17 protein-coding genes are annotated in these 25,703 nt (G+C 61.6%); 2 read left to right on the top strand and 15 right to left on the bottom strand.

Annotation, left to right across the window (positions count from 1 at the left end):
• Positions 1–373 precede the first annotated feature (373 nt).
• From LBK75_03075 to LBK75_03100, 6 genes are all read right to left on the bottom strand, one after another.
• A complete protein-coding gene (locus LBK75_03075; protein MDR1157276.1) occupies positions 374–1,321 on the bottom strand; it encodes a cupin domain-containing protein in 948 nt (315 codons plus the stop codon).
• Between the two features lie 5 nt (positions 1,322–1,326).
• Positions 1,327–2,841: an ABC transporter substrate-binding protein gene (locus LBK75_03080; GenBank protein MDR1157277.1), complete on the bottom strand. Its 1,515-nt coding sequence runs from the start codon at positions 2,839–2,841 to the stop codon at positions 1,327–1,329.
• 58 nt (positions 2,842–2,899) lie between these two features.
• Complete coding sequence (locus LBK75_03085) at positions 2,900–3,874, bottom strand: ATP-binding cassette domain-containing protein (protein ID MDR1157278.1); 975 nt, start codon at positions 3,872–3,874, stop codon at positions 2,900–2,902.
• A complete protein-coding gene (locus LBK75_03090) occupies positions 3,871–4,851 on the bottom strand; it encodes an ABC transporter ATP-binding protein (protein MDR1157279.1) in 981 nt (326 codons plus the stop codon). The genes LBK75_03085 and LBK75_03090 overlap by 4 nt, the downstream gene beginning before the upstream one ends.
• 117 nt (positions 4,852–4,968) lie before the next feature.
• Positions 4,969–5,847, bottom strand: a complete 879-nt coding sequence (locus LBK75_03095) for an ABC transporter permease (protein MDR1157280.1) — start codon at positions 5,845–5,847, stop codon at positions 4,969–4,971.
• The gene (locus LBK75_03100; protein MDR1157281.1) at positions 5,844–6,800 is read right to left on the bottom strand and encodes an ABC transporter permease; all 957 of its coding nucleotides are present in this window, start codon (positions 6,798–6,800) and stop codon (positions 5,844–5,846) included. The genes LBK75_03095 and LBK75_03100 overlap by 4 nt, the downstream gene beginning before the upstream one ends.
• A gap of 383 nt (positions 6,801–7,183) precedes the next feature.
• Here LBK75_03100 and LBK75_03105 point away from each other — a divergent pair, with 383 nt between their 5' ends.
• Entirely contained in the window at positions 7,184–8,005 is an 822-nt protein-coding gene (locus tag LBK75_03105) for a metal ABC transporter substrate-binding protein (GenBank protein MDR1157282.1), read from the top strand.
• A gap of 101 nt (positions 8,006–8,106) precedes the next feature.
• On the opposite strand, the gene LBK75_03110 is transcribed toward LBK75_03105, so the two are convergent.
• Genes LBK75_03110 through LBK75_03120 form a run of 3 tightly spaced genes read right to left on the bottom strand, consistent with a single transcriptional unit; the run spans position 8,107 to position 10,811 of the window.
• Positions 8,107–8,739: an ABC transporter permease gene (locus LBK75_03110; protein MDR1157283.1), complete on the bottom strand. Its 633-nt coding sequence runs from the start codon at positions 8,737–8,739 to the stop codon at positions 8,107–8,109.
• A gap of 10 nt (positions 8,740–8,749) precedes the next feature.
• On the bottom strand, positions 8,750–9,562 hold the full coding sequence (locus LBK75_03115; GenBank protein MDR1157284.1) for an ATP-binding cassette domain-containing protein: 813 nt from the start codon (positions 9,560–9,562) through the stop codon (positions 8,750–8,752).
• 13 nt (positions 9,563–9,575) lie between these two features.
• A complete protein-coding gene (locus LBK75_03120; GenBank protein MDR1157285.1) occupies positions 9,576–10,811 on the bottom strand; it encodes a hypothetical protein in 1,236 nt (411 codons plus the stop codon).
• A gap of 253 nt (positions 10,812–11,064) precedes the next feature.
• Between LBK75_03120 and LBK75_03125 the strand changes: the two genes are divergently transcribed.
• Entirely contained in the window at positions 11,065–19,839 is an 8,775-nt protein-coding gene (locus LBK75_03125; protein ID MDR1157286.1) for a family 78 glycoside hydrolase catalytic domain, read from the top strand.
• Between the two features lie 93 nt (positions 19,840–19,932).
• Here the strand turns inward: LBK75_03125 and LBK75_03130 are convergent, their stop codons facing one another.
• From LBK75_03130 to LBK75_03155, 6 genes are all read right to left on the bottom strand, one after another.
• Positions 19,933–20,694, bottom strand: a complete 762-nt coding sequence (locus tag LBK75_03130) for an ATP-binding protein (GenBank protein MDR1157287.1) — start codon at positions 20,692–20,694, stop codon at positions 19,933–19,935.
• Between the two features lie 116 nt (positions 20,695–20,810).
• Complete coding sequence (secG, locus tag LBK75_03135; GenBank protein ID MDR1157288.1) at positions 20,811–21,065, bottom strand: preprotein translocase subunit SecG; 255 nt, start codon at positions 21,063–21,065, stop codon at positions 20,811–20,813.
• 184 nt (positions 21,066–21,249) lie between these two features.
• Positions 21,250–22,218, bottom strand: coding sequence for a protease modulator HflC (locus tag LBK75_03140; GenBank protein MDR1157289.1), 969 nt, complete (start codon positions 22,216–22,218; stop codon positions 21,250–21,252).
• A gap of 35 nt (positions 22,219–22,253) precedes the next feature.
• Positions 22,254–23,267, bottom strand: a complete 1,014-nt coding sequence (gene hflK, locus LBK75_03145) for an FtsH protease activity modulator HflK (protein MDR1157290.1) — start codon at positions 23,265–23,267, stop codon at positions 22,254–22,256.
• Between the two features lie 51 nt (positions 23,268–23,318).
• The gene (gene metA / locus LBK75_03150) at positions 23,319–24,257 is read right to left on the bottom strand and encodes a homoserine O-succinyltransferase (GenBank protein MDR1157291.1); all 939 of its coding nucleotides are present in this window, start codon (positions 24,255–24,257) and stop codon (positions 23,319–23,321) included.
• A 39-nt stretch (positions 24,258–24,296) separates the two neighbouring features.
• A complete protein-coding gene (locus LBK75_03155) occupies positions 24,297–25,490 on the bottom strand; it encodes a hypothetical protein (GenBank protein ID MDR1157292.1) in 1,194 nt (397 codons plus the stop codon).
• Positions 25,491–25,703 lie beyond the last annotated feature (213 nt).

A 25,703-nucleotide genomic window follows, 5' to 3' on the forward strand; every position in this document is an offset into this window, starting at 1 on the left:
TCATGACAAGGCAGTGTCTTTCGCGTAGAATTGATAATATGGGCACCCTGCGGAATGAACTTGCAGCATGGGAAGTTCGCCGAAATTCTGAGACGGCAAAAATTAATTGGCATTTCAGAACTAAGGATTCACGCAAGAGATTGATATCCTTGTATCCTAAGTTTGGGCCAACCCTATAGCGTAGAATTAGCGGAAAATAGTATGCGTGAATATCAATGATACAGTACACTAGGCGCGGCCACGTCGGAATCAATAAGCCGTTGTTTTTATAGGACGTTGCCAAGTCAATGAAATATCCTTATATTTCCAAATGTGCACACCAAGACAGCGGCGGGTTTCCCCCGCCGCTGTCTTGGTGTGTGTTGCGTCGCGATCAGCCGGCGTGAAAGCCGGTTACAAAGCAGCCGTATTTGTGCAGAAAGTCTCGACGGGCCTCTTCGGTGGAGAGCCGGTCTGGATCGCTTGCCAGTAGGGCGGCGTGGTCCTCCAGCAGGGAAAGCAGTTTCGCGGAGCAGTCACAGTCATAGAGGCAGGCGTCGCGCAGCACTTCCAGACTGTGGACGGCGTAGGGCGGGATGTGCACAATGGTGTCCGGGCCCGCCACAAAGCTCTCGTCAAGGATCGTGAACCGGATCTCGCCGGTTTCGATGTAGTAGAGCTCCCAGTCGCCGTACGGGATGTCCCAGTCAATGCGCACGCCTTGCCGCAGCGACGCGTGCCAGATCTCCTTGAGCTGCCCGCACTCCCAGCGGCCGACCTTTTGGCGGAGTTCAACGCCGTCAAAGGAGAAGGCGGAGAGTGCAAACGACGGCGTGCGGATCTCGGGCAGGTTCTCCTTGGGAACGTTCGTGACGACTGGGGGGAACCGTTCGATGTTTTTGGCGCCGCCCAGATAGCGGCGGCGAAAATCCGGCTCGTAGTACAGCCCCGGGTAACGGCTCTTGATCAGGTTCTTGTTGAGGGTGCTCTGGGCCATGTTGATGGACTGAAAGAGCTCGCGCCAGACAGTTCCCTCTTCGAGGAAGACAAAGCCGTGGGGTACGCCCGGCATCAGGTGGAGCATGTCCCCCGCCGAGGCGATGCAGCGTTTGCCGCGGACAGTCACCTCCACCGAACCCTTGACGATGAAAAAGGTCTCGCAGCCCTGTTCATGCTCGTGGTAGGGGGTGTTGTCCCCCCGATGGTAGACGGTATCGCTCATCTCGTTCTTTTCATACGGCCCCACGGGCAGTGTGAACTGGCGGACGCATTCGGTGCCGTCGTCCAGCTCAAACAGCCAGTCCCGCTTGTCGTAGGCGCGGATCAAATACTTGTGTTTCATCGGCTTCACCATGACCAGTCGCGGATGTTGTAGTCGAGGCTGGCGTGCGCCTCGACATTTTTCAGGTCTTTGTGTGCCGCCAGACCGCGGATGGCCGCATACAGCGGGGCGATGACGGCCTCCTCGTCCATGATCCGTACGATGTCGCGGCAGGCCTGCAGACGGGCTGCCTCGTCGGTGCTGTAGCGGTTTGTGTCGAAGGCCTCGTTGAGCGCCGGGATGTCCACGCCGCAGAAGTTCTGCCCTTCGCCTCCGCGATAGAGCGGATAGAGGTCGTCAAAGTCCATGATGCCCAACGTAGAGGAGATGAGGTTGATCTCAAAGTTGGCGGCGCGCCAGACGTCGCTGGACCAGGCGGAGCTCTCCAGCTTTTCCACCCGCACGCGGATCCCAGCTTCGCCGAGCTGTGCCTGAATGACCTCGACAGGCTTGTAATAGCGCTCGGTCTCGCGCGTCTGGAAGAGTAAGTCGAACCCGTCCGCGTAGCCGGCCTCGGCCAGCAGACGCCGGGAGAGTTCCGGGTCGTACTGGCGCCCGACATAGTCGGGATCGCTGCCCGGCAAAAAGTTCGGATACATGGAGTTGATGATCTCCCCGGCGCCTTCCATCGCACCGAGCAGCACGGCTTCCCGGTCGATGGCGTGGACCACGGCCTCGCGCAGACGTTTGTCCGCAAAAATGCCGTTGAAATTGAAAAAGGCCCAGGTGGTGGTCGCGGAGCCGACTTCGTGGTACTGGAGATTTGGATGGGCCCGCAGGTTCTTGACGTCGGTCTGCAGCGGGGTGGAGAGCACGTCGATCTCGCCTTTCTCCAGCGCCAGGGCCGCGATGCTGCTGTCGGTGTAAACCTTGAAGGTCAGGTTCCGGATGGGTGCCGAACCGCCGAAATAGTCCGGAAAGGCCTCAAGTTGAATCTTATTGCCGGTTTTCCATTCGATAAACCGGTAGGCGCCGGTGCCGATGGGATTGCGCAGGAAATGATCCGGATCGGCCTCATAGAGAGACTGGGGGAACACCACCATGTACTCGGTGGAGACGCACTCCAAACCGGGGCCGTAGTGGTCCTTGAAATAGAGCACCACATGGCGGTCGTCTTCTTTTTCCATGCGATCCATTGCGGAGGTGGAGCAGTCGGCGTGCCCGGCTTGGATGACGGTATTGTAAGAAAATACCACGTCGTCTGCGGTCATCGTCTCGCCGTTGTGGAAGACGACGTCGTCGCGGAGCGTGAAACGGATGTCCTTGCCGTCGTTGACGTATTCCCAAGACTCGGCCAGGGAGGGTGTGTAGGAGCCGTCCGCCTGGCGGACGATCAGTGTGTCGAAGATCTGGCGAGAGACGAAGCTTACGACGGTATTGGCCGCGAAGCCGGCGCAGAGCAGTTCGGGGTCGGACTCAAGGGAGACAGTGAGGGAGTCCCGGGCGCCGGCGTTGGGCGATGGGGTGTTGACGGGACTGCAGGCGCACAGGAGCAGTATCGGTGCGAGCAGCAGTGCCCACAGTCTGCGGAGCTGTTTCATAAAGTTCCTCCTCCAAATAACGTGAATGGTTGTTTGACACTTGAACTATCTATCTATATCAACCGCCGGCCGGGCCGGGCGGGGGCGTGTCCGGGAGGCAGGCGACAAGGTGATCTTCCCCCCGCTGTGTCAGGGCGACGTCCTCCCCCAGGCACGCCGCGCGCGCGTACCGGCAGCGGGCGTGGAAGCGGCAGCCGGGGAGCAGGCCGATGGGGCTGCTCACCTCGCCGGGGAGAATCTCCGCCGTCTGCCCGCGCCGGGTCAAGTCGGGGACGGGGATGGCCCCGAGCAACGCGCGGGTGTAGGGGTGCAGAGGGCGCCTAAACAGTTCGTCGGCGTGTGCCCTCTCGACGCAGGTCCCGAGATACATCACGGCTATCTCGTTCGAAATGTGTTTGACCACACTGAGGTCGTGCGTGATGAAGAGATAGGCGAGACCAAGCCGGTCCTGCAGATCCATCAGCAAGTTGAGAATCTGGGCCTTGATAGAGACGTCCAAGGCTGAGACCGGTTCGTCGCAGACGAGGAAACGGGGTTTCAGCACCAGCGCCCGCGCGATGCCGATGCGCTGCCGCCGTCCGCCGTCCAGCTCATGGGGATAGCTGTTGACCAGCCGATCCGCCAGTCCCACAAGGTCCATCATACGAAAGATTTCCGCCCGCAGGTCGCTCCGGCTGCGGCAGATCCGATTCACGATCAGAGGTTCCGCAATGATCTCGCCGACGGTCAGGCGGGGGTTCAAAGAGGCGTACGGATCTTGGAAAATGATCTGAGCCTGGCGGCGGAAGCGGTTCATCGCCCGGGGGTTCATCGCGAGGACGTCCTCGCCGTCAAAGAGAACTTCGCCGCTTGTGGCCGGCAGCAGACGCAGCATCAGACGGCCCAGTGTGGATTTGCCGCAGCCGGACTCGCCCACAACGCCCAGCGTGGTCCCAGCGCGCAGGGAGAGAGTGACGCCGTCCACGGCGTGAAGCGGGCCGGCGGGGGTATGAAACACCTTGCGCAGATTGCGGGCCTCGACCAGCATACTCATGCGGATACGCCCCCTTCGGTCCACAGATGGCACCGGACGTGGTGGGTTCCCCGCGCTGTATCAGGCGGCGGCGTCTGCCGGCAATGCGCCAGACAGCGGGGACACCGAGGGTGGAATTTACAGCCCGCCGGCAACCGGGCGGGGTCCGGCATGAGTCCATCGATGGGGCGCAGGCGTGCGGCGTCCGACGCCAGATGGGGGAGTGAGCTGAACAGCCCCTCGGTATAAGGGTGGTGCGGCCCGTCGCCGAACACATCAAAGACGGTGCCGGTTTCCACAATCTCCCCGGCATACATCACCGCCACGCAGTCACAGGTTTGGGCGACGACGCCCAGGTCGTGGGTGATCATCAGCAGGGCGGTGCCCAGCTGTTCCCGGAGGCGCCGCATCATGGCCAGCACCTGCGCCTGGATCGTGACGTCCAGAGCGGTCGTCGGCTCGTCGGCGATGAGGAGCTCCGGCTCGCAAGCCAGCGAGATAGCAATGACCACGCGTTGTTTCATCCCGCCCGAGAACTGGTGCGGATATTCGTGCTTGCGGTTTGCCGGAATGCCCACCATCCCGAGCATCTCGTCCACACGGGCGGACGTCTGGGCCCGGCCCTTGGGGGCGTGCAATTCCAAAATCTCCGCCACCTGTTCTCCCACCGTCATGACGGGGTTGAGGCTGGTCATCGGATCTTGAAAAATCATGGAGATTCTGTTGCCTCGGTAACCGAGCATCGCGGATGATCGCTTGGTGAGCAGGTCGCTCCCGTCGAAGAGGACGCGGCCGCCTGTCACTTGTCCGGTGCCGGCGGGCAGCAGACGAAGGATGCTGAGTGCGGTCGTTGTCTTGCCCGCGCCGGTCTCGCCCACGAGACCCAGGGTTTGCCCGCGCCGCAAGCTGAGGGTGACACCGTTTACCGCGTGGACGACGGCCTCATCCGTCCGATAACGAACCCACAGGTCCTCAATGCGCAGCAGCTCGTCTGTCATCATCTGTCCTCCTCCCATAAATATACCAATAAATGACAATTTGTAGAATTCAACATGAATCGCCGATCGACGGCGGGTGAGGCTTTTGATACTTAAACCGGACGTTCTCCCGTGTGATCAGCTCTTCAATTTGGGGTCCAATGCGTCCCGCAGGCCGTCGCCGATCAGGTTCAGCGACATGGCGGCGCTGATGATGGCGACGCCGGGGATCAGCACCAGGTGAGGAAAGTCGCGGAAAAAGTTTTTTCCCTCGCTCAGCATGGCGCCCCACTCCGGCATGGGGGACTCGATGCCGAGCCCGATGTAACTGAGACCGGAGATGGCAAGGATAGTCTGGGCCAGGTGGAGCGTCGCCTGTACGATGATGGGCCCCACGGCGTTGGGCAGCACATGGCGCAGGAAGATGCGGCGGTTTTTGGTACCGCAGGCCCGGGCCGCCTCGATGAATTCCTGTTCCTTTACCGGCATGATGGAGGCGCGGAAGATCCGGGCGAACCCCGGCACGACGCCGGCGACACAGGCGACGGCCAGGTTGACGAGTCCCGAGCCCAGGGACGCGACGATACAGATGGCGAGCAAGTTGAAAGGGACGGCATAGAAAATATCGACGACGCGCATCAGCAAATTGTCGAAGCGCCCTCCATAGAAGGCGGCGGCGCCGCCGATCGCGGCACCGAGGACGGTGGAGACCGAGATGACGAGTAGGCTCATGGACAGAGAGATGCGCGCGCCGTAGACGATGCGGGCAAAGATATCCCGCCCGTACTGGTCGGTGCCGAACCAGTGCCCGGGGCCGGGGCCCTGCAGCCGCTCGGACATGTTCTGTGCGACGGCGTCGCGGGCATAGTCCAGGAACAGATCGGCCGAGGCGGCCACGGCCAGCAGGATGAGCAGGACGGCGAGTCCAAACATGGCCATCCGGTTCTTTCGGAACCGCAGGGCCACGGCCGCCAGACGGCTGCGCTTTTTGACAGTCACCGTGAGATTGTGTGTCAACGCGCTCCTCTCCTTCCTCCCACCGGCCTCACATACTGCGACTTCAGCCGAGGGTCGATGTAGACGTACAGCACATCCACCAGCAGGTTGATAAGCCCCCCGATCAGAGCGATGAACGATACCTCCGCCATCACCATCGGGATGTCTTTTTGCCGCACGGAGATCACGGCGAGGGTGCCGAGACCCGGCAGGGCAAACACGCTCTCGATGATCATGGTGCCGCCGAGCAGAGCGCTGAAGTTCAACCCGATGATGGTGACGATGGGCATCAGGGCGTTGCGCAGCGCGTGGCGCATGATGACGGTTTTCTCCGGCGCGCCTTTGGCCCGGGCCATTTTGATGTAGTCCGCCCGGATCACCTCCAGCATGTTGGAGCGGGTCGTCCGGATCAGAGAGGCGATCTGAGAGGCGGACAGCGTGATCCACGGCAGAATGAATCCGGAGAAGGAGGCCCCGCCGGTGGCGGGCAGCCAGCCCAGCGTCAGAGCAAACACGAGGATCAGTACCGTGCCAAGCCAGAACCCCGGCATCGAGGTGAGGATCAACGCGCCCGCCAGTGTGACGCTGTCGACCAAGGAATACTGCTTTACCGCCGACAACACACCGATGGGCAGGCCAACGAGGATTGTCAGCACGATAGCGCCCACGGCCAGGGTGAGGGTGGTGGGCAGGCGCGCCATAATCTCGTCAAACACCGGCAATTTGGTGCGATAAGAGACCCCAAAATCCCCCCGGAGCGCGTCGGTGAGAAAGTCCGCATACCGGACGAAGAAGGGGCGGTTCAATCCCATCTGTTCCCGTAGCGCGTCGATGCTCTCTTGCGGCGCACGATCTCCGAGTAAAATGGTCGCTGGGTCGCCGGGAGAGAACTCCAAAATCGCAAAGATGAGGAGCGAGATGCCGAGGATGACCGGAATCATCAGGGCCATCCGTTTGAGGACGTATCGGGTCATGTTACACCTCCCAAAACACCGCCTCGCCCGACGGCAGGATAGGAAAAAAAGGTGGGGAAATATTTTCCTAGTAAAATAATATGATATTGTTTTGAAATTTAGTATAGCGGAGCGCCGAGCATTTGTCAATAGAAATTTCTGTTTATATTGGGAGGCATGTTCTCCCATATACAGCATGATATATGGTACATATATACTATATTGTGCATGCCATACGGGGAGCGGCGGTGTGTCGGCGGCCCTGTATCGACACATGAAAAAATGCAAAAACCTGAAGGTTCCCTCTTGACAAACGGCCGATTGAATGGTAGGATAGTAGACATAATGCATAGTTTGCATATACACTAAATATATTTTGAGAAACAAGAGAGGGGAAGTTCTGTATGAAAACGATCAAATTGAGGACACTCACGCGGTTCCTGGCGGTGGTGTGCGTGCTGCTTCTGCTGGCGGCCTGTCAGTCCAAAGCGGAGCCCGTGCGAATCGTAGTGGGGGCGACGCCGGTGCCCCACGCGGAGATCTTGGAGGCCGCCAAAGAGATTCTGGCCGAGCAGGGCTATACACTGGAGATCCGCGAGTTCACCGACTATGTGCAGCCGAATCTCGCGCTGGAGAGCGGCGACCTAGATGCAAATTATTTCCAGCATCGCCCCTACTTGACCGACTTTAACGCCAACAACGAGACAAATCTGGTGGACATCGGCGACATTCACTACGAGCCGCTGGGGCTCTATCCCGGCCGGACGACCTCGTTGGACGCGCTCCCGGACGGCGCGCAGGTGGCTGTCCCCAACGACACGACGAACGAGGCGCGCGCGCTGCTGCTGCTGGAAGCGCAGGGGTTGCTCACGGTCGACGGGAGCGCAGGGCTGGAGGCCACGATTCAGGACATCATCGACAACCCGAAAAATCTGACCATTGTGGAACTTGAGGCCGCCCAGATTCCCCGTTCCCTGCCGGATGTGGACGTGGCTGTTATCAACGGCAACTACGCGCTGGAGGCTGGTCTCAACGCCGCGGCCGACGCGCTGGCCATCGAGGCCAGCGATTCTCTCGCCGCAGACACCTTTGCCAACGTGATCGTGGTTCGCGCGGGCGATGAGAACCGGGCCGAGTTGAAGGCGCTGGTGACAGCCCTGCAGAGCGACGCGCTGCGCGATTTCATCGACGCCACCTACCAAGGTGCCGTCGTCCCCAAAGGTTGACGCTGACGCAAAAACAATCTCGTCACAAACAAGACCCCGGTCCGGGCACAGCCCAGGCCGGGGTCTTGTTTGTGAAAATTAACAATAATTGGGAACTCCCATCACCGCTTGTCCGTCAGCTTGGCCACTTTGGCGCCGAATTCCTGGAAGATCTGCACGATCACCACCAGCACCGCCACCGTGATCAGCATTGTGTCCCGCTGATAGCGGTAGTAGCCGTAACGGATCGCGATGTCGCCCAGTCCGCCGCCGCCCACGATGCCCGCCATGGCGGAGTAACCGAGTATGGTGGTCAGCGCGATGGCCGCGCCGAGCAGCAGCGATGGCCGCGCCTCGGGCAGCAGCACCTTCCCGATGATCTGCGACGGGGAGGCGCCCATTGACTTCGCGGCCTCCACCGCCCCTTTGTCCACCTCGCCCAAAGACGACTCCACGAGCCGGGCGATGAAGGGCGCCGCCCCCAGCACCAGGGGGACGATCGTGGCGGTAGAACCGATGGTCGTGCCGATGACAAGCCGCGTGAAGGGCAGTACGGCGATCAGCAAAATGAGAAAGGGAATCGAACGCGCCAGGTTGACAAACAGACCCAGCCCGCTGTGGAAGACGCGCAGCGGGTGCAGACCGTCTCGACCGGTGACCACCAGCAAAATGCCCAGTGGCAGACCCAGCAGATAGGCCAGAGCGGTGGAGACGAGAGTCATGTACAATGTCTCCCAAAGCCCCCGGGCCAGCATGACAAGCACATCAGACACGGGCCAGCACCTCCTCGGGGGTCAGGCCCCGTTCGGCCAGCAGGCGAAGCAGGCGCGCGGCGGCCCCACCGTCGGAGTGGACCAACGCGCGGGCGGCCTCGGTACGCGGGGCGCGAAAGACTTCTCGCACTGGCCCGACTTCCACCACGCGGCTCTCGTCCAAGATGGCCACGCGGTGGCAGAGCGTCTGCACCACCGGCATCTCATGAGTGATGACCAAGATTGTGAGACCGAGGCGCCGGTTGATGTCTTCCAAGAGGGAAAGGATGTCCTGCGTGGTGCCGGGGTCCAGCGCGCTGGTCGCCTCGTCGCAGATGAGAAGACGGGGTTTCGTGGCCAGGGCGCGGGCGATGGCCACGCGCTGACGCTGCCCGCCGGAAAGCTGCGCGGGATAGCTGTCGGCCTTTTGCGTGAGACCTACCAGCGCGAGCAGCTCGTCCGCCCGGGCGCGGGCTTCCGCCCGATTCCGACCCGCAATCTCCAGCGGAAAGCGGACGTTGGCGCGCACACTACGCTGCATGAGCAAATTGAACTGCTGAAAAATCATCCCGATCGACTGCCGGACCTCATAGAGCTGCCGGCGGGTCAACGCAGAGAGAGAACGCCCTTCAAACAACACCTCGCCGGCGGTGGGGTGCTCCAAAAAATTGACGCACCGCGCCAGTGTACTCTTCCCCGCGCCGCTCTTTCCAATGATGCCGAAGATCTCCCCGGCACGGACGTCCAAGTCGACCTGATCCAGTGCCAGCAGGCCGTCCGGGTAGCGTTTGCACAGCCCGCGGATCTGTAAAATTGCCTCGGACACGGTCCTCTCCCCCTTATCTGCTCTTCTTTTCCTCTTCGGCGGCGAGCGTCAGTTGTTTCTTGGAGACCTCGACGGCCTGCGGCGCCGCCGAAATGCGATAGTGCAGGACACCGTCCCAGATGGTCATCTCGTAAATCGCATATAGCCCAGTGAGCGTCTCTTGCAGGACCTCTCGCAGATCCGTTCCATCGAAGCGGAGGCTGAAGATGCGGTCGGACGTGTTGTAAAAGAGCCGGTTCCCGTGCCGGGCGAGATAGGGCGTCCGACCCCAGAAGGCGCCGGTTTCTCGGGCGTTCCAGCGCGCCGAAATCGTGCGGACGACTTCGGACGCGCCGGTGCGAAAGTCGTATGCCCTGAGGGTGTGTAGCTGGCCGTTCGAATTGGGGATATAGTACCACTTGCCGGCCTCATAGAGGATCTCCGTCGTGACATCGACCCAGAAGGCGTTTACATACGCCGTGCTGACGGCTTTGGGTGCGTCCGGGGACCAGCCGGTGTGGCGGTGGGCGGTGTCGCTGATCACACTGTCCGGGATCAGCAGATACTCGTGCTGAACGCGTCCGAGCATGTCGGAAAACTGCGCGTCGCGCGCGACGATCGGGTCGTTCCAGGTCACGTCTACATGGTACCAGGCGCCGGCGAGCCGAACCATGTTCCACGTGTGGTTCATCTTGAGACTGGAGACGCTCCGCCACGCGATACCGAGACGGTCCATCAGCAGCCCGAAGGCGAGACTGTATCCCTCGCAGACCGCCGTCCGGTTCACAAGCGCATCGTAGGCGCTGCGGGCGGTCTGGGTCAGATCGTAGGCGATGTGACTTACCAGGTAGTCGTTGACGGCCAAAATCTTTTCGGCCGGCGAAACATGTTGCGGCACGGCCGCAAGGGCCTCGGCGACAGCCCGGGCAAACACCGGCCGGCGCGCTTCGATCACCTGTTTGGAAGCCGTGTAAGTGGGCCCAAGAGAGAAGATATATCCGTCCCTGTACCGATAGCTGTAGCCGCCGCTCACGTAAAACAACTCCGGATGGGTGTTCAGGACGCCCTCAAAGAGGGCGCCGATGCCGGAGAGGGGGATCCGAAACGAGGACAGATCGATGTTTTCCTCGATGGCCTCAAAACCGGCCAGCAGCGCCTCTTCCGCCGTCGCCGCCGGCCGGCGCGCCGCCGCCAGAGACGGCGAAGCGAAGTGGAGGGTCAGAAACAGACAAAGACAGAGCAAACGGGCGAGGCGACGTTTGTGGGGCAAAACGGGAGCCTCCTCTCTTCTGGACGACCGGATGGGCGCCTTCAATCTCTAAATACGTGACATGGATGCCGCGGCGATAGTTTACCATAAAATCGTGCCGGTGTAAACAGTGGCATATGGGCGCCGCGTTTTTCACTATTATACATGAAAACTGTTTCTTTTTTTCCATTTACTTTGTGCGGAGCAGACCAGTATAATGAAACAAAGACCCAGTGTAGATACATGTTATTGTCAGGGAAGGAGAAATTTGGATATGTTTAGGAAGCGGCAAGGATGGAAACGGTGGTTGGCGTTGGTGCTGGTGACAGCTACAATGGGCTCCTTTTTCGCGGGGGTAACGCCGGCACGCGCGGCGCCTGATCTGGAAGTATACGGGATGACCACGGAGTATATGAAGGATCCGATTGGTCTGGGGCGGCAGGATCTGGTGTTTTCCTGGAAACTCCGCAAGGGGGATGAGAGAGGTGTGCGGCAGGCCACATACCAGATCCTGGTGTCCGATGGAGACGAGATGCTCTGGGACAGCGGTGTCGTGACGTCCGACTGCGCCAGCGGCGTTCTCTACGGCGGGGGTGCGCTGGCGGCCGGGCAGGCGTACCACTGGCGCGTCACGGTCACGGACAACCGGGGTGCCTCGGCGTCGGACGAGGCAACGTTTGGCATGGGATTGTTCACGGAAGCGGACTGGAACGGCGCGCAGTGGATCAGCAGCACGGGCGGGACGAGCACCGGCGGCGGTGCGGATCCCGAACGCTACACGGTGGAGGCCGATTTCACGTTGGAGACGGGCAGCTTTGGACTGATGTTGGGAGCCGACACCAACAACTTCTTTCTATATCAGCTCAACGCGGTGCACGACAATACGTACATATACGTCCGGCCGCACAGATGGGCCGGCGGCGGCGCCGCGCTTCTGGGAGAGAACAACACCGGCATCCCTATTGAGGACTTTTTGGGGCGGGAACACAATCTGCGGCTGGAGATCGATCACGGGCGTCTCACCGGCTATCTGGACGGGAGCCTAGTGACCTACGACGGGCAGGAGGCACTGACGCACGACGCCATCCGAGAATTGGCCGGGGTCGGGGTCCGCGCCTATTACAACCCGAACAATACGGACAAGGACGCGGTTAAAATCAACAAGCTGGTGCTGCGGGACAGTCTGGGGCGCCTTGCCTACTATGACGATTTCACAGGCGCCAACTCCTTGGACCGGGGCACTGTGGAGGACGGACAGCTCGTTATCTGTCCGACCGGCACGGAGTCGGTGGAATGGCGCGCGTGGCAGCGGCCGGCGGACAGCCAGATATACTCCGCGCAAGCGGACGTGCAGATCGGAGCCTGCGCGGCGGGGTTTGTGTTGGGTGCTCAAGACAGCAGCCATTTTTATATGTGGCAGCTAAACACCTTCGACTACCCGGCTTGGTCGGCGCCGGCGGCGGAGAAACTGACGTATCTGCGTCCGCACCTGTGGAACGGCGGGCCGTCGGAGTACGGCCAGGATGTGAACGTCAACGACGTCGTGAGCAAGGCGGAGGTGGAGAGCGCACCGGTGACTCTTCGCGTGGATGTGAATAACGGGACGCTCACGACCTATCTCAATGGTGTGCGGGTGGACCAAAGAACCAGCGCCCAGCACTACGGCATCGGCGCCGTGGGGGCCCGACAGGCAAAAGACACGAATTCTCCTGTGCCGGAGACAGGGTATTTCGACAACATCCTGCTGCGGGATACGGGTGGCCGCGTGGTCTCGTCTGATGACTTTGAAGACGGGGTCAACCACTACGAGGGCGCCGGCGCCTCTCTTGAGGGCGGGCGGCTGAAGGCATCCGGCGGCAGCGGCCGGGAGGTCTTTCTGCGCGCCGATACGACGCCGGCGCCGCAGGGCGCGTCCCGCGTGCCGCTGCTTCGCAAGGACTTTACGACCAAGGACAAAGAGATTGCCCGCGCGGTCGTGTACGCCAGTGCGCTGGGGCATTACGAACTGCAGCTGAACGGCGACAAGGTGGGCGAGGACTATATGGCCCCCGGCTGGACGGAATACGATACGCGTGTGCAGTACCAGGCGTACGACGTGACGGCGCAGGTGACGAAAAACGCGGTGAGCAGCCTGGGTGCCATGCTTGCGCCCGGTTGGTACGCCGGGAATATCTCCATCCTGGGCAACCGGATCTACGGCAGCACGCAGGCGCTAATCGCGAATCTGGTGATCGAGTATGCGGACGGCGAGAAACAGACCGTTGTGACGGACGGGACATGGACATACTCCCTAGACGGACCGATCCTTGAGACGGATATGTTTGACGGGGAGAGCTACGACGCCGCCCGGGAACTTGGCGGCGGCAAGTACGGCTGGGCCGTTCCCAGTTTTGACAACAGCGCATGGGGCACGGCGGGCGTCCTGTTCGACCGTGCGTTCGGTGTCAAGACAGATGCCTCCGGCGACAACACCATCGCCCTGACGGCGCAGATTGGTCCGACGGTCAGGCAGATCCGGACGTTGACGCCGGTCTCTATCCGGCAGGTGGGCGGCAAGTACATTGTGGATATGGGCCAAAACTTTGCCGGTATTCTGGAGATGAGCCTCACGGGCCACACGGGCCAGACGGCGACAATCCGTTACGGTGAGATGCTCAACGACGGCCCGCAGGGGCAGCGCGGCAACGACAACCCGGACGGCGCCGGTTCGCTGTATACGTCCAACCTGCGTTCGGCAAAGGCGACGGACCGGTACACCTTTAAATCGGACCAAAAGGAGACGTGGACGCCCACTTTTACCTTCCACGGGTTCCGCTACGCGGAAATCTCCGGCGTGAGCGAGGCCCCCGCGCTGAGCGACATCCGGGGTCTGGCCCTGGCGTCCGCGATGGATGAGACCGGTGCGTTTGACAGCTCCAGCGCCCTGCTAAATCAGATCTACCAAAACGCCTTCTGGGGGCAGCGTTCGAACTTCCTGAGCGTCCCGACCGACTGCCCGCAGCGCGACGAGCGCATGGGCTGGGGGGCGGACACCCATGTGTTCGCCGGCACGGGCCTCTACAACATGGACGCCTCGATGTTCTACCAAAAATGGCTGCAGGACGTACGGGACGGGCAGGCGGCAGGCGGCGGATACGGCGACGTCGCGCCGAATCCGCACAACTTTATGAACGACATCGTCTGGAACGCGGGCGGCGTCATCCTGCCGCACACCATCTGGCGCATGACCGGGGACACGCGCGTGCTGACGGACAGTTACGACTCGATGCGGCGTTACATGGCATATCGCATGGGGATGGGCGACATCCAATCCTGTGGGTACGGCGACTGGCTCGAACCGGTGGATGGCAGTTCAGATAAAAATGTGGTCGGCACCGCCTACTTCGCGTATCAGCTCTCACTGATGGCGGACATCGCGGAGGCGCTGGGCCGCAGCGCGGACGCGGACGCCTATCGGGCGCGCTTCGCGCAGGTAAACAGCGCTTTTCACACGCAGTTCGCGGCGGCGGACGGAACGATCTCCAACGGCATCCAGAGCGGCTATGTGCTGGCGCTGGGCGTGGGGCTGACGACACCAGAGACCGAACCGCTGTTTGTGAACAAACTGGTGGACCGGATTGCCGCGGACGGCGGTCTCATGTCGGTGGGCTTTGTGTCCGTCAACAAGCTGATGCCCGTGCTGACGCGGTACGGCCACAGCGATATCGCCTACCAACTGGCGCTCACGACGCAGTATCCGTCCTGGGGGTACAGCATCGCCCAGGGGGCGACCACCGTCTGGGAAAGATGGAACTCATACACAGTGGCGAACGGCTTCGGCCCGGTGAGCATGAACTCCTTCAACCACTACTCGTTCGGCAGCGTGGCGGAGTGGTTTTACAGCGGTATCGCCGGCATCGGCGCGGACCCCGAGGCCCCGGGCTTTCAAAATGTGATCATCGCGCCCACGCTGGACGGCCGGCTCACCTACGCAAACGCACGGTATGAGTCGATTCGCGGCGAGATTTTTTCCGGCTGGGCGCATGAGGCTGGAGAAACTTACGCGCTGGAAGTACGCGTGCCCGCCAATGCGACGGCGACCGTCGTGCTGCCGGTCGCCCCGGACACGGTCTGGGAAGGCGGCCTGCGCGTGCTGGATGAGAACGGCGCGGCGCAAGGCGAGGGCATCTCGGCCGTCGCGGGCCGTGTGGACGAGACGCGTATCTCCGTCGGTTCCGGTCGGTATCGCTTCACCTTCGACTGGGCGGCGCCGGCGACGCGCGCAGCCCTGCAGGCGGCCGTCACCGCGGCGGAAAAAACAGCGGAGATGGAGGAAGACTACACGGCGGAGAGCCTGACGGCGCTGCAAAGGGCTCTGGCGGCGGCTAAAGAAGTTCTGGCGGCGCCGACGGCGACCCAGGGCGAGGTGGACGCCGCGGCCGAGGCGTTGCAGGCAGCCGTGGCCGCGCTGGAAAAGAGCGGCTATGTGAACCTTGCCTATCAAAGGCCGGTGACGGCATCCAGCCAGGTGAGCGCCGGCGGCATCTTCTCATCGGACAAATTGACGGATGGCGCGCGGCGGGGCGGCGGGGAGACGACGTGGTCCTCAAACAATACGTTGAATGCCAACCACACGGAGTGGGTCACGATCGATCTGGGAGCGGCCGTGACGTTCAACCGCTTTGTGATCTTCCCGCGTGACGACGACACGAGACCGGAGACCGGCGGTCACGGGTTCCCCAACGCCTTCTCTCTGGAGGTGTCGCAGGACGGCGTGCAGTGGACGTCGGTGGGCGACTACACGCAATATCCGTTCACGGGAACGCAGGCGCAGCGCTTCCGGCTGCCGGAGCAGACGGCACGCTATGTGCGCATGACGGGGACTGGTCTCAACCTGGTCGAGGGACTGTACCGCATGCAGCTCGCTGAGTTTGAGATCTACCACATCGAAGAGACGGTCGAGGCGCAGTGGATCTGGGATCGCGCCACCGACGATCGGAACACGTGGACAGCCTTCCGCAAACGTTTCACGCTTGCTGCGGCGCCCGCGGGGCCGGTGGACGCCCAGATCGCCGTAGATGCGAAATATTGGCTGTACGTCAACGGGGAACTCGCGGTGTTCGAAGGCGGGCTGAAGCGCGGACCCAACTGGAATGATACCTATGTGGATCATGTGGACATCGCCCCGTACCTGCGCGCCGGTGAGAATACGATTGCAGTGCTGGCCTGGCACTTTGGGCAGGGCGACTGGTATTCGGCTACCAACAGCGGGCAGGCAGGCCTGTACTTCTCCGTGACGGGCGGCGGCGTCCGGGTGGCGTCCGACGAGAGCTGGAAAGCGCGGCGCGTCGAGGCCTATGGCTTTGCGTCCCAGCAACCGAACTACCGCATCCCAGAGAGCAGCCTGCTGTTTGACGCGCGGAAGGGACTCACAAACTGGCAGGCGACGGACTACGACGACGGGGCGTGGGCACAGGCGATGACCTTTGGCTCGGCCGGCACGGCGCCGTGGAACCGGCTGGAGGACAGACCGATTCCGCTGTTCGCTTACGGCGACTACGTGGCGTTTGAGGAAACCGAACTCACAAAGACGGTGGCACAGGCGGGGTCTGCCCTACGTGAGATCCCGGCGGACGACTACGTCATCGAGGCCCAGTTCCGCATCGTCTCGGCCGCCTTCGGCGTCATCTTTGGGTATCAGGACACGAACAATTTGAACATGTGGCAGATCTTCGGCACAAGCGCCGGCGACGTAAACAACGGTGTGCCCTGGTTAAAGCCGCACATCAAATCAAACGGCGTTTGGAGCGTGGCGGGCAAATTCAATATCGACAGCGTACCGCACGATGAGATGTTCACCCACGAGTACACACTGCGGCTGGTGGTGGAGAACAAAGAAGTGAAGGGCTATGTGGACGGGAACCTGGTCTATACGGGGCAGGCGCTGAACACCCGGGGCGGTTTCGGGTTCCGCGCGGACCCCGGAGGAGAACAGGGGTCGGTGGGTTCCCTCAAGGTAACGAGCCTCGACGGAGCCGAAGTTTACTATGAGGATCACTTTGACGGGGAAAACAACTTCAACCGCGGCGTCATCGAAGACGGGCGTTTTGTGTGGAGGGGCACAGGCAGCGATGAGGCTATCGCCGTGATCAAACAGCTCACCGCGACGTACACGGCCAAGCTGCCGACGAACTTCCAGTTCACGCCATATATCCGGCTCAACGCGCCGAAGGAGGGTGCGATGATCCGGATGTACACGGACAAATTGAACGTGGGCTGCGTCATGGCGGAGTACATCACCAAGGCGGGGCCGCAGACGTATGAATCCCTCGGGTGGATGAATGGCGACCAACTGATCTTCGAGGTGCCGGCGGACGTCGAGGTGGAGGCGCTGGGCTACCGACGTTCCGGATATGCGGCCACCTTCGACGGATCCTTCACGTCGGACGACGAATTCCTGAACATCCTGTGGCGCAAAGCGCGGGATACCTTGTACGTGACGATGCGAGACGGTTTCATGGACTGCCCGGACCGCGAGCGAGCCCAATGGTGGGGCGACGCGGTGAATGAGATGCAGATGGCGTTTTACTCGCTGTCCCCTGACGCGGCCCTGCTGGTGAAGAAGGGCATCGGGAATGTACTCGGCTATGTGCGCGACGGCGTGATCCCCACGGTGGCGCCGATCAATACAAGCTGGTTTGAACTGCCGGCGCAGTCCATGGCCGGCATCATGAGTTTCTATCTGTACTATGAGTACACGGGCGACGACAGCCATTTCGCGCGGGCGTACCCTGCGGCGCACACCTACCTGCTGACGAAATTCAACATGGGCGCGGACGGCGTAGTTCAGCACCGGGGCGGCAGCTGGGACTGGAGCGACTGGGGCAGCTACTCCGACCAGAAGCTGATCACGAACGCCTGGTACTATGTGGCGCTCGACCGCACGCTGAAGATGGCGGAGAGACTCGGCGCCGACATGGAGACCGACGCGACGGTGCAGGCATTGCAGGCGCGGAAACGCTCGATCGAGGAACACTTCGACGCAGTGTTCTGGAACGACGGCGGATTTTACCGCACACCCGGCGTGGGGACGACGGACGACCGGGGCAACGCGCTGGCGGTGTATGCCGGGCTGGCGTCGGCGGATCGATATCCGGCGCTGCGCAATGTCCTGATGACCACACGGCACGCGAGCCCATATATGGAGAAATACGTGCTGGAGGCGCTGTACCTGATGGGATACGAGGACAGTGCGCTGGAGCGGATGAAGAGCCGCTACGCGGAGATGGTGGCGAGCCATTACTCCACGCTGTGGGAGTTCTGGGACCCGAACAGCGGCACACAAAACCACGCGTGGACGGGCGGTCCGCTCACAATGCTCAGCGGGTACGCCGCGGGCGTGCGGCCGCTGACGCCCGGTTATGAGACGTTCACGGTAGCGCCGCAGCTCGGCGGTATCCGGAACCTCAGTGTGGTGGTACCCACGGTGCGCGGGGAGATCGCGGTGTCGGCGGACGCCGCGCCAGACGGCACGGCGCGGGTGCACACGACGGTACCGGCGGGCACGACGGCGGTGGTCGGCGTCCCGCTGACCGGCGGACGCCGCGCCACGACGGTATACTGCGGAGACGAAACCATCTGGGAGAACGGACAGGATATGCCAAACGAAGCCGGCCTCACGAGCACCGGCTCAGACGACAAATTTGTGTACTTCACTGTGACGTCGGACATCACGCTGACCGCGGCGCGTGGCGCAGTGCAGATGCTTACAGTGAGTGTGGACGATGGACAGAACATGAGACTCTTTGTGGACGGTGTGGAACAGGCGGCGCCGTACCAGGCCATGTATCTGAAGGGCGAACGCGTACGGATCCAGTTTGTGTCCCGCTACGCCGGCGAATACGGCGTGGTGGCCGTCGACGGCGCCGATCTCGGCGACGAGACGCAGATGGACTACATGGTGCAGATGGAAAAGGATTATACGCTGCTGGCGCACGCCGAATGGATCGGCCCGGTTAACCTGGCCCGTGGGAAGATCCCCGTAGAGGCGGACAACGCGATGGTAGGGGCTGCCGACGGCGCTTGGGGTTCAAACAATCTGGTGGACGGTGAGCGTGTCGGACGGGCCGGGAAGTCGGGCTTTACAACGCGGGAATACTTCAGCCAGCGCGATATCTCCGCAAACCCGCACAAGGTAACAATCGACCTTGGCGCCGTGAAGAACGTCGACAGGGTGTACATCTACCCGCGGTCCGACGCGGCGACGGCGCAGGGCGGCTACCCAAATTACCCGCAGGACTTCACGATCCAGGTGAGCACCGACGGCGTCAGCTACACGGCGGTCAAGACGGTGACAGGCGAACCGGCGCCGACGGCGGCGCAGGGCCGGGGCGAATATGTCTTTGACGTGGTGCCGGCGCGTTATGTGCGCATCGTGACGACGATGTTGGGCCTGCCCGCGGCGGACGAGGGCACCGATGCTCAGGGGCGCGTGCGCAATCGGCTGCAGCTTGCCGAGATCGAAGTGTACGGACAGTCGGACTTCACGTTTGACGTGGCGGTCGACAAAGCGGCCCGGACCGTGACGGTCATAGGGTCCGGCTTCGAACCGGGCGAGCGGGCGCTGCTGCGCACCGGCTACAACTACGCGCCGGCGGCACAGGCAAACGACTACCGCCTGTACGTCACGGCAGACGGCGCCGGCCGCGTGGATCTCACACTGCCGGCATCAGTGACGGCGGACTTGCCCTGGCTGGGCGGACACCGCTACTATGTGTCGCTGGGTGGCGTGACGAAGTCTGCGCCGATTCCGGCCACCGAGGTGCGGGCGCACTCGTCAGCGCGCATCTCGCTGCGCATCAAGGGCAAAGCGCCGCTGAACCTGAACGTGGAGGCGCTGCCGGAGGAGGCGTACGCCGTGACGTCCAGCAACGCCGCCGTCGTGGCGGTGGATCGGGTGGACGGCGCCTGGGTGGTCACCGGCAAAAAGGCTGGTACGGTACTCGTCACAGTGCGCGTGTCAGAGGAATACGGCGCCGCCGTCCACGTTGTGACGGTCTCCGTGGGCTGACGAGGGCGAAATATCTAAAAATTTACCAATCGCAGCCGAGCACAAAACAGCCCCGCCGATTCGGCGGGGCTGTTTTGTGCTCGGTTGCGGCCTTTATCCGTCGCTGTCCAGCAGCGCGTCCAGCGGCGGCACATCCTCGCCGCCGAGATCCGTCTGCGTCAGTTCACCGATGGCCATCTTACTTGGGTCGCCGTATTGATAGAACTGGTCCAACAGTTCCACCGCCGCCCGGATGCGGGTGCGAAGCAGGTAGCCGCGCTTCGCAGCGGCGCTGATCATTTCGTCCGGGCCGATGGTGGGTTCCCAGCCGTAAGCCGTCCCGTGGAACTGCCGGATGCTCTCCAGAATCTCCCGCGTTTCGGCCTCGGTAAGCGGTGCGAGCTGCTGCGCCGTGCAGACCGTGTCCAGTGCGCGCCCGGCGGCCTGTACGGCCTCGGGCGGCAGCTCGCTCTCCGCCAGATTGTCGTACTCGTTTTTGGCCTGGATGACGTCGGGCACAAACGACGCGTTGAAAGCAAAGACGGAATAGATCCCAAACAGCGGGCTTTCGGCCTCAGGCAACAGGAACCGGGCCAAATTGACATAGGCTTTTATCCGGGCCTTTTTTCCGAGACGGCCTATGAGTTCGGCCTCGTCGACGAGAATCACCCAACCTTTGCAGCCAAGCTGGGGGAACAGCCGGCTTGCGAAGGCGATACAGCCGCGCCAGGTCAAATGCGAAACGTAGTCCCGGCGGAAACGACGCATGGGTGTGAGCGCTTTGTAGAGCGTTTGCAGATAGACATCTGCGTCTTCGGCAGCTGGCACAGAGACGGGATGGAGGGGATGGCGTATGACGCGCCGCCCGCCTCTCACAACCGGGCGTCTGCGGGTCTTTTTTCGCACACAAACATGAGCCCAGGGTTGCACCCTCGGCCCACGTTGAACTGCATTACGGCAAGATCATTTCGTTACATCTGTACCTGCACCGATTATACCGCCGGTGTCGTGGGGAACAGGTTCAGCGCCAGCGTAAAGAGCAAAAATAGAGCGGCCACCCATTTGGTCACGCGGGCCAGACGGGCGTCCCAGGTGCGGGCCTTGTTTTTGGTCATGAAGGATTCGGCCGCGCCGGCAATGGCGCCGGACAGACCGGAACGTTTGCCGGACTGCAACAGCACCACCGCGATCAGGAACAGAGATGTCAGGACCTGAACAATGGTACTGACCAATTTGAGAGTTTCCATAACAAAGACCTCCTCATGGGATGGCGAACCTCCGCCTGAAAAATGCACGGCCCGGGGAGAGTCCTCATTTCAGCCGGCACAAACACAAGTGTATCACATAAGGCGCCGCTTGACAAGAGACTGCGCGCGAAAATTCAGGAGTTTTTTGCCGCCAAAGCCGCCAGATAGAAATAGAAAGCGGCGTTTAACCCGGCGGCGTTTCGCCGGCCGGCAGAGACTGCGTGCCGAGCAGGTACTTGGCGAAGGGACTCGAAAGGGGGATCACCAGCGTGGAACCGGAGCCCACCGTGAGGCGGTAGGTGTCCAGCAGGTTGTAGAATTCGAAGAAGGAGGAGTTGGCGCTGTAAGCCTCGTTGTAGATACGGGCGGCCTCGCTGTCGCCCTCGCCCTTCAGGATCTCGGCCTTGCGCGCGGCCTCCGAGGTGATGCCGGCGACCTCGCGGTCGGTCTCCGAACGGATCTTCAGCGACTCCTCCTCACCCTTGGAGCGATACTGCGCCGACATGCGGGCGCGTTCTGTGATCATGCGGTTGTAGATGCTCTGGTAGTTCTCCTCCGGCAGGTCGGTGCGCTTGATGCGGATGTCGAAGACGTCCACGCCGAAAGTGGCGCAGGCCGCGCTGACCGTGTGGTTGAGATCGTCCAGCATAACGCCCACCGCCGCCTTGTCGGTGATGAGGGTGGTGGACTGCATGGTGCCCACATGGGTGTTCATGTAGGAATATAAGTAACTGTCGATGCGGCCGTAGGCGTTTTGGATGTTGGAGACGCCCTTGTAAAAGCGCAGTGGGTTCACAATGCGCCACTGGGCGTTGTTGTCGAAGTAGATCTTCTTCTTGTCGGCCGTGATGACCTGCCGGGAGGGCGTGTCGTAGGCCAACAGCATACTGGGGTACTTGATCACATGGTCGAGGAAAGGGACCTTCCACTTGAGCCCCGTGCCGGTGCGCACGGGGATGTGTCCCTCGCCGTCCTCGGCCAGCTGGTCAAAGAGTTCCTGCGAGGTCTCTTTCACGTAGACAGCCTCGATGCGGCCAAAGCGCTGGATCAGCGCGGACTCACCCTCCTGCAGTTCGAAGAAACAGTTCAGCAAGACGACCAAGAGAAGACACAGTCCGACTGCCAGCGAGATCCATTTGGTGGTCTTTTTCATGGCGCAAGACTCCTTTCAAGCACAATCTGAACCGTCTAAGGCTGCTGGGGCAGGACAGAGGACGGGCCGATGGAGAGGAATTTGACCGTCTCGCCGGATTCGTCGACAAAGTAGACATTCTTCACGCGGGGCAGCACCTCGCGGATCATCTCCTGATAGAGACGCGTGCGCATGATGTCCGGGTAGGCGGCGTATTCCGCCTCGATGGCCTTGTAGCGTGACACGGCGCCCTCGGCCTCGTTGATGCGCCGCTGCTTGTAAGCCTCGGCGTCGTTGACCAGTTTGACCGCCTCGCCGTTTGCGATGGGCAGACGTTCGTTCTCGTACTTCAGGGCCTCGTTGATCTTGGATTGCTGCTCCTCTTTCGCGGAGGAGACGTCCAAAAACGCCTCCCGCACCGGGTCCGGCGGCATGGCGTCTTGGAGTTGCACGCCGGTGATGAGAATCCCCATCTCGTACTTGTCGCAAATCGCCTGCAGGTCGGCCATGACCTCGCGCTGGATCTCGTCCTTTCGGTCGGTCAGCACGTCGTCCAGCACATGCGAGGCCACGACGCGGCGGTAGGCCGACTCCGCGATCACACTCAGCGTGGCCTCCGGCCGCTGTACCTTGAAAAGAAAATTGTAGCTATGGTTGACCTTATACAGGATCGCCCAGTCCGCATTCACCAGGTTTTCGTCGCCGGTCAGCATGAGTGATTCGCTCTCGATGAACTCTTCGGAAACCATCGGCGATGTGTTGAGGTGAGTGGGTTCGTTGCTGCGAAAACCGAATTCCTGCCGGCGGATGCCCTCCACATTGACGGCGTAGATCTGATCCACAAAGGGCCATTTGAAGTGAAGACCCGGATTTTGAACCGTGGTGAGGTAGCTCCCAAAGCGAGTGACGACCGCATCCTCGCCGGCGTTCAGCGTATAAAAACTGCCGGCGCCCAGAACAAACAACGCGATCAACAGCACCGCCGGCACCGCCGCCCGCCGGGCCAAACGCCCCATTCGCTCCCGCCGTCGGGCTGTCTCGGGCCCGGAACCAAAACCAAATTGCGACATGCGCAGGCCTCCCTTCGAAACCGAAAGATCGCTACCAGTGACAAACAGCGGTTACGCTGGCGGCGGAGGATCCGCCGCCAGCGTGGTCAGATCATACGGCGTGGACTGATAGACATAATAGTTCAGCCAGTTGCTAAACAGAAGGTACGCGTGGGAACGCCAGGTTTTGCGCGGGGTGTGGGCCGGGTCGTTGTCGGGGAAGTAGTTGACCGGCGGTTCGACGGGCAGGGAACGCTCCATGTCTCGGAAGTATTCCCGGGCCAGTGTGTCCGCGTCGTATTCGGCATGCCCAGTCACAAAGATACGGCGTCCGTCGCGGCTGATGGCCAGGTAGACGCCGGCTTGCTCCGAGTCGGCCAGGATCTGCAGCTCCGGCGTGGCCGCCACATCCGCCCGGCGCACCTCCGTGTGGCGCGAATGAGGGGCGCGGAAGACGTCGTCAAATCCGCGCATCAGCGGACGGCGGTTCTCCAGCACCCTGTGTTCAAACACGCCGAACATCTTTTGCGGCAACGTGTATTTGGGGATCCCATAGTGGTAGTACAGCGCGGCCTGCGCCCCCCAGCAGATGTGAAAGGTGGAGTAGACGTTTTGTTTGGACCACGCCATGATCCGGCACAGTTCCGACCAGTAGTCGACCGACTCGAAAGGGAGCAGTTCGACGGGCGCGCCTGTGATGATCATACCGTCGAAACGGCGGCCGGCGACAGAGTCAAAAGTGGTGTAAAATGAGAGCAGATGTTCCTCCGAAGTGTTCTTCGACTGGTGAGATGACGTTTTGAGCAGTTCCACCTCGATCTGCAGCGGCGTGTTGGACAGGCAGCGCAGAATCTGTGTCTCGGTGACCACTTTGGTGGGCATCAGGTTGAGGATAAGCAGCTTGAGCGGGCGGATATCTTGGTGACGCGCGCGGTTTTCAGTCATGACGAAGATGTTTTCGCCCTCCAAAATGGCGCGTGCCGGCAGAGAATCGGAAATTTTAATAGGCAATGCAGACACCTCCCAGGGGGGATTATACCACGGAGAAACTCATCTGGCAACGGGAAGCTCTTCCTCCGGAGATTGGATCAACATGTCGTAGGTGTACTGCGTGGATTCACAGTGCGGGGTGCCGTCGGTGTTCCAGCGGGCCTGCATGCGCATCTCTTCGTCTGTCTTCAAAAACCAGTCGTGCGTCCCCAGCGCGGCGTCGCTGGCCGCCGCCACGTGGTACCAGTCGCCGTCCAGTTGGATGACGTTCCAGATGAACTCCGTATTGTCGCGCCAGCCGCGAATGATGCGGCACTGGATGTCGGACAGGTCGCAGAGCCGCCGGTACGCGAGGGCGTAGCCGCCTGTCACGGCGTGGCCCTCCACCAGGGCGCTGTAGAGGTCGTCCTCCGCCTGCTCGCCGTTTGAGAGGGCCTGCGCCCCCTCCTCGTCGTAGGAGACGACCGCGCAGAGCGCGTCATACAGCCACAGCGCCGCGTAGGGCGGCGTCAGATCCTCCGGCAGACCGGCGCGCAGGGCCTGCAGCGCCGCCTCGGCTGCGTCGGCGCGCGCGCGCATCTCGTCCGGGCCGGCCGGGTAGGTGAGGGCAAATTCGGCGATCCGGGCAAAACCGTTGCCGGCCTTGAAGTCGACGTCCGGCGGATACAGGGTGACCGACACGCCGGTCAGCCCTACCGCCCGGGCCGGCTCGCGGTAGTAGAGGTCCTGCGTCAACGCCGTCAGGTCGGTGTCGGACGGCAGATAGCCCACCTCCACCGTCAGATCGGACTGAAACGACTGGAGCGCGGCGTCGATCTCATCCGTGAGCTCACGCACGTTGTTTACCTTGCGAATGTCCTTCTGGCTGCGGCCGGGCCGGTAGGTGATGGTGAGTCGCAGCGCCGTGTACCCCGCGAGCGCCGTGTACTTGGGGGACATATAGTCGACGAGATATGCGCCGATGGGTTCCTCGCGCATGATCTGCTGGCAGACGCGGGAGACGTCGCGGTTGATGTTGCCTTGGTAGTTGTACAGCCGGATCTCGCCCAACTCGCGGCCCTCCCGGATGAAGTCGATGATGCGCTGCTTGAGGTCGGAGGCGTTGTCGGCCCGCTCGAAGGAGAGTTCCTCCTGGGTAGGAGGCGGCTCCGGCGGGACGGACACCGACCGGTACACAAAGTTGAACGTGTCCTTGCAGCCGGCCGACAGGGCCAGGACGCAGGCGAGCAGACAGAGAGAAGCGATTCTTTTCACGAAAGCACACCCCCTTGCGCATGCGGTTCGTCTTTTTGGACCGCGTTGCTATTAGTGTCTCACATTTGACGCCGGCGCGCAAGTGCTCCCTGTTTTTTTGGATGAATTTACATTTGGAGAGAAAGGAGCCGGGAAATGAAATGAAAATCACTTGAAAAAAAGATGCCAGTCAGATATAATACTGACGGGTTCACATGACGACCCGGCGCCGCC

This window comes from Oscillospiraceae bacterium (genome assembly GCA_031265355.1).
GTDB lineage: Bacteria > Bacillota > Clostridia > Oscillospirales > UBA929 > JAIRTA01.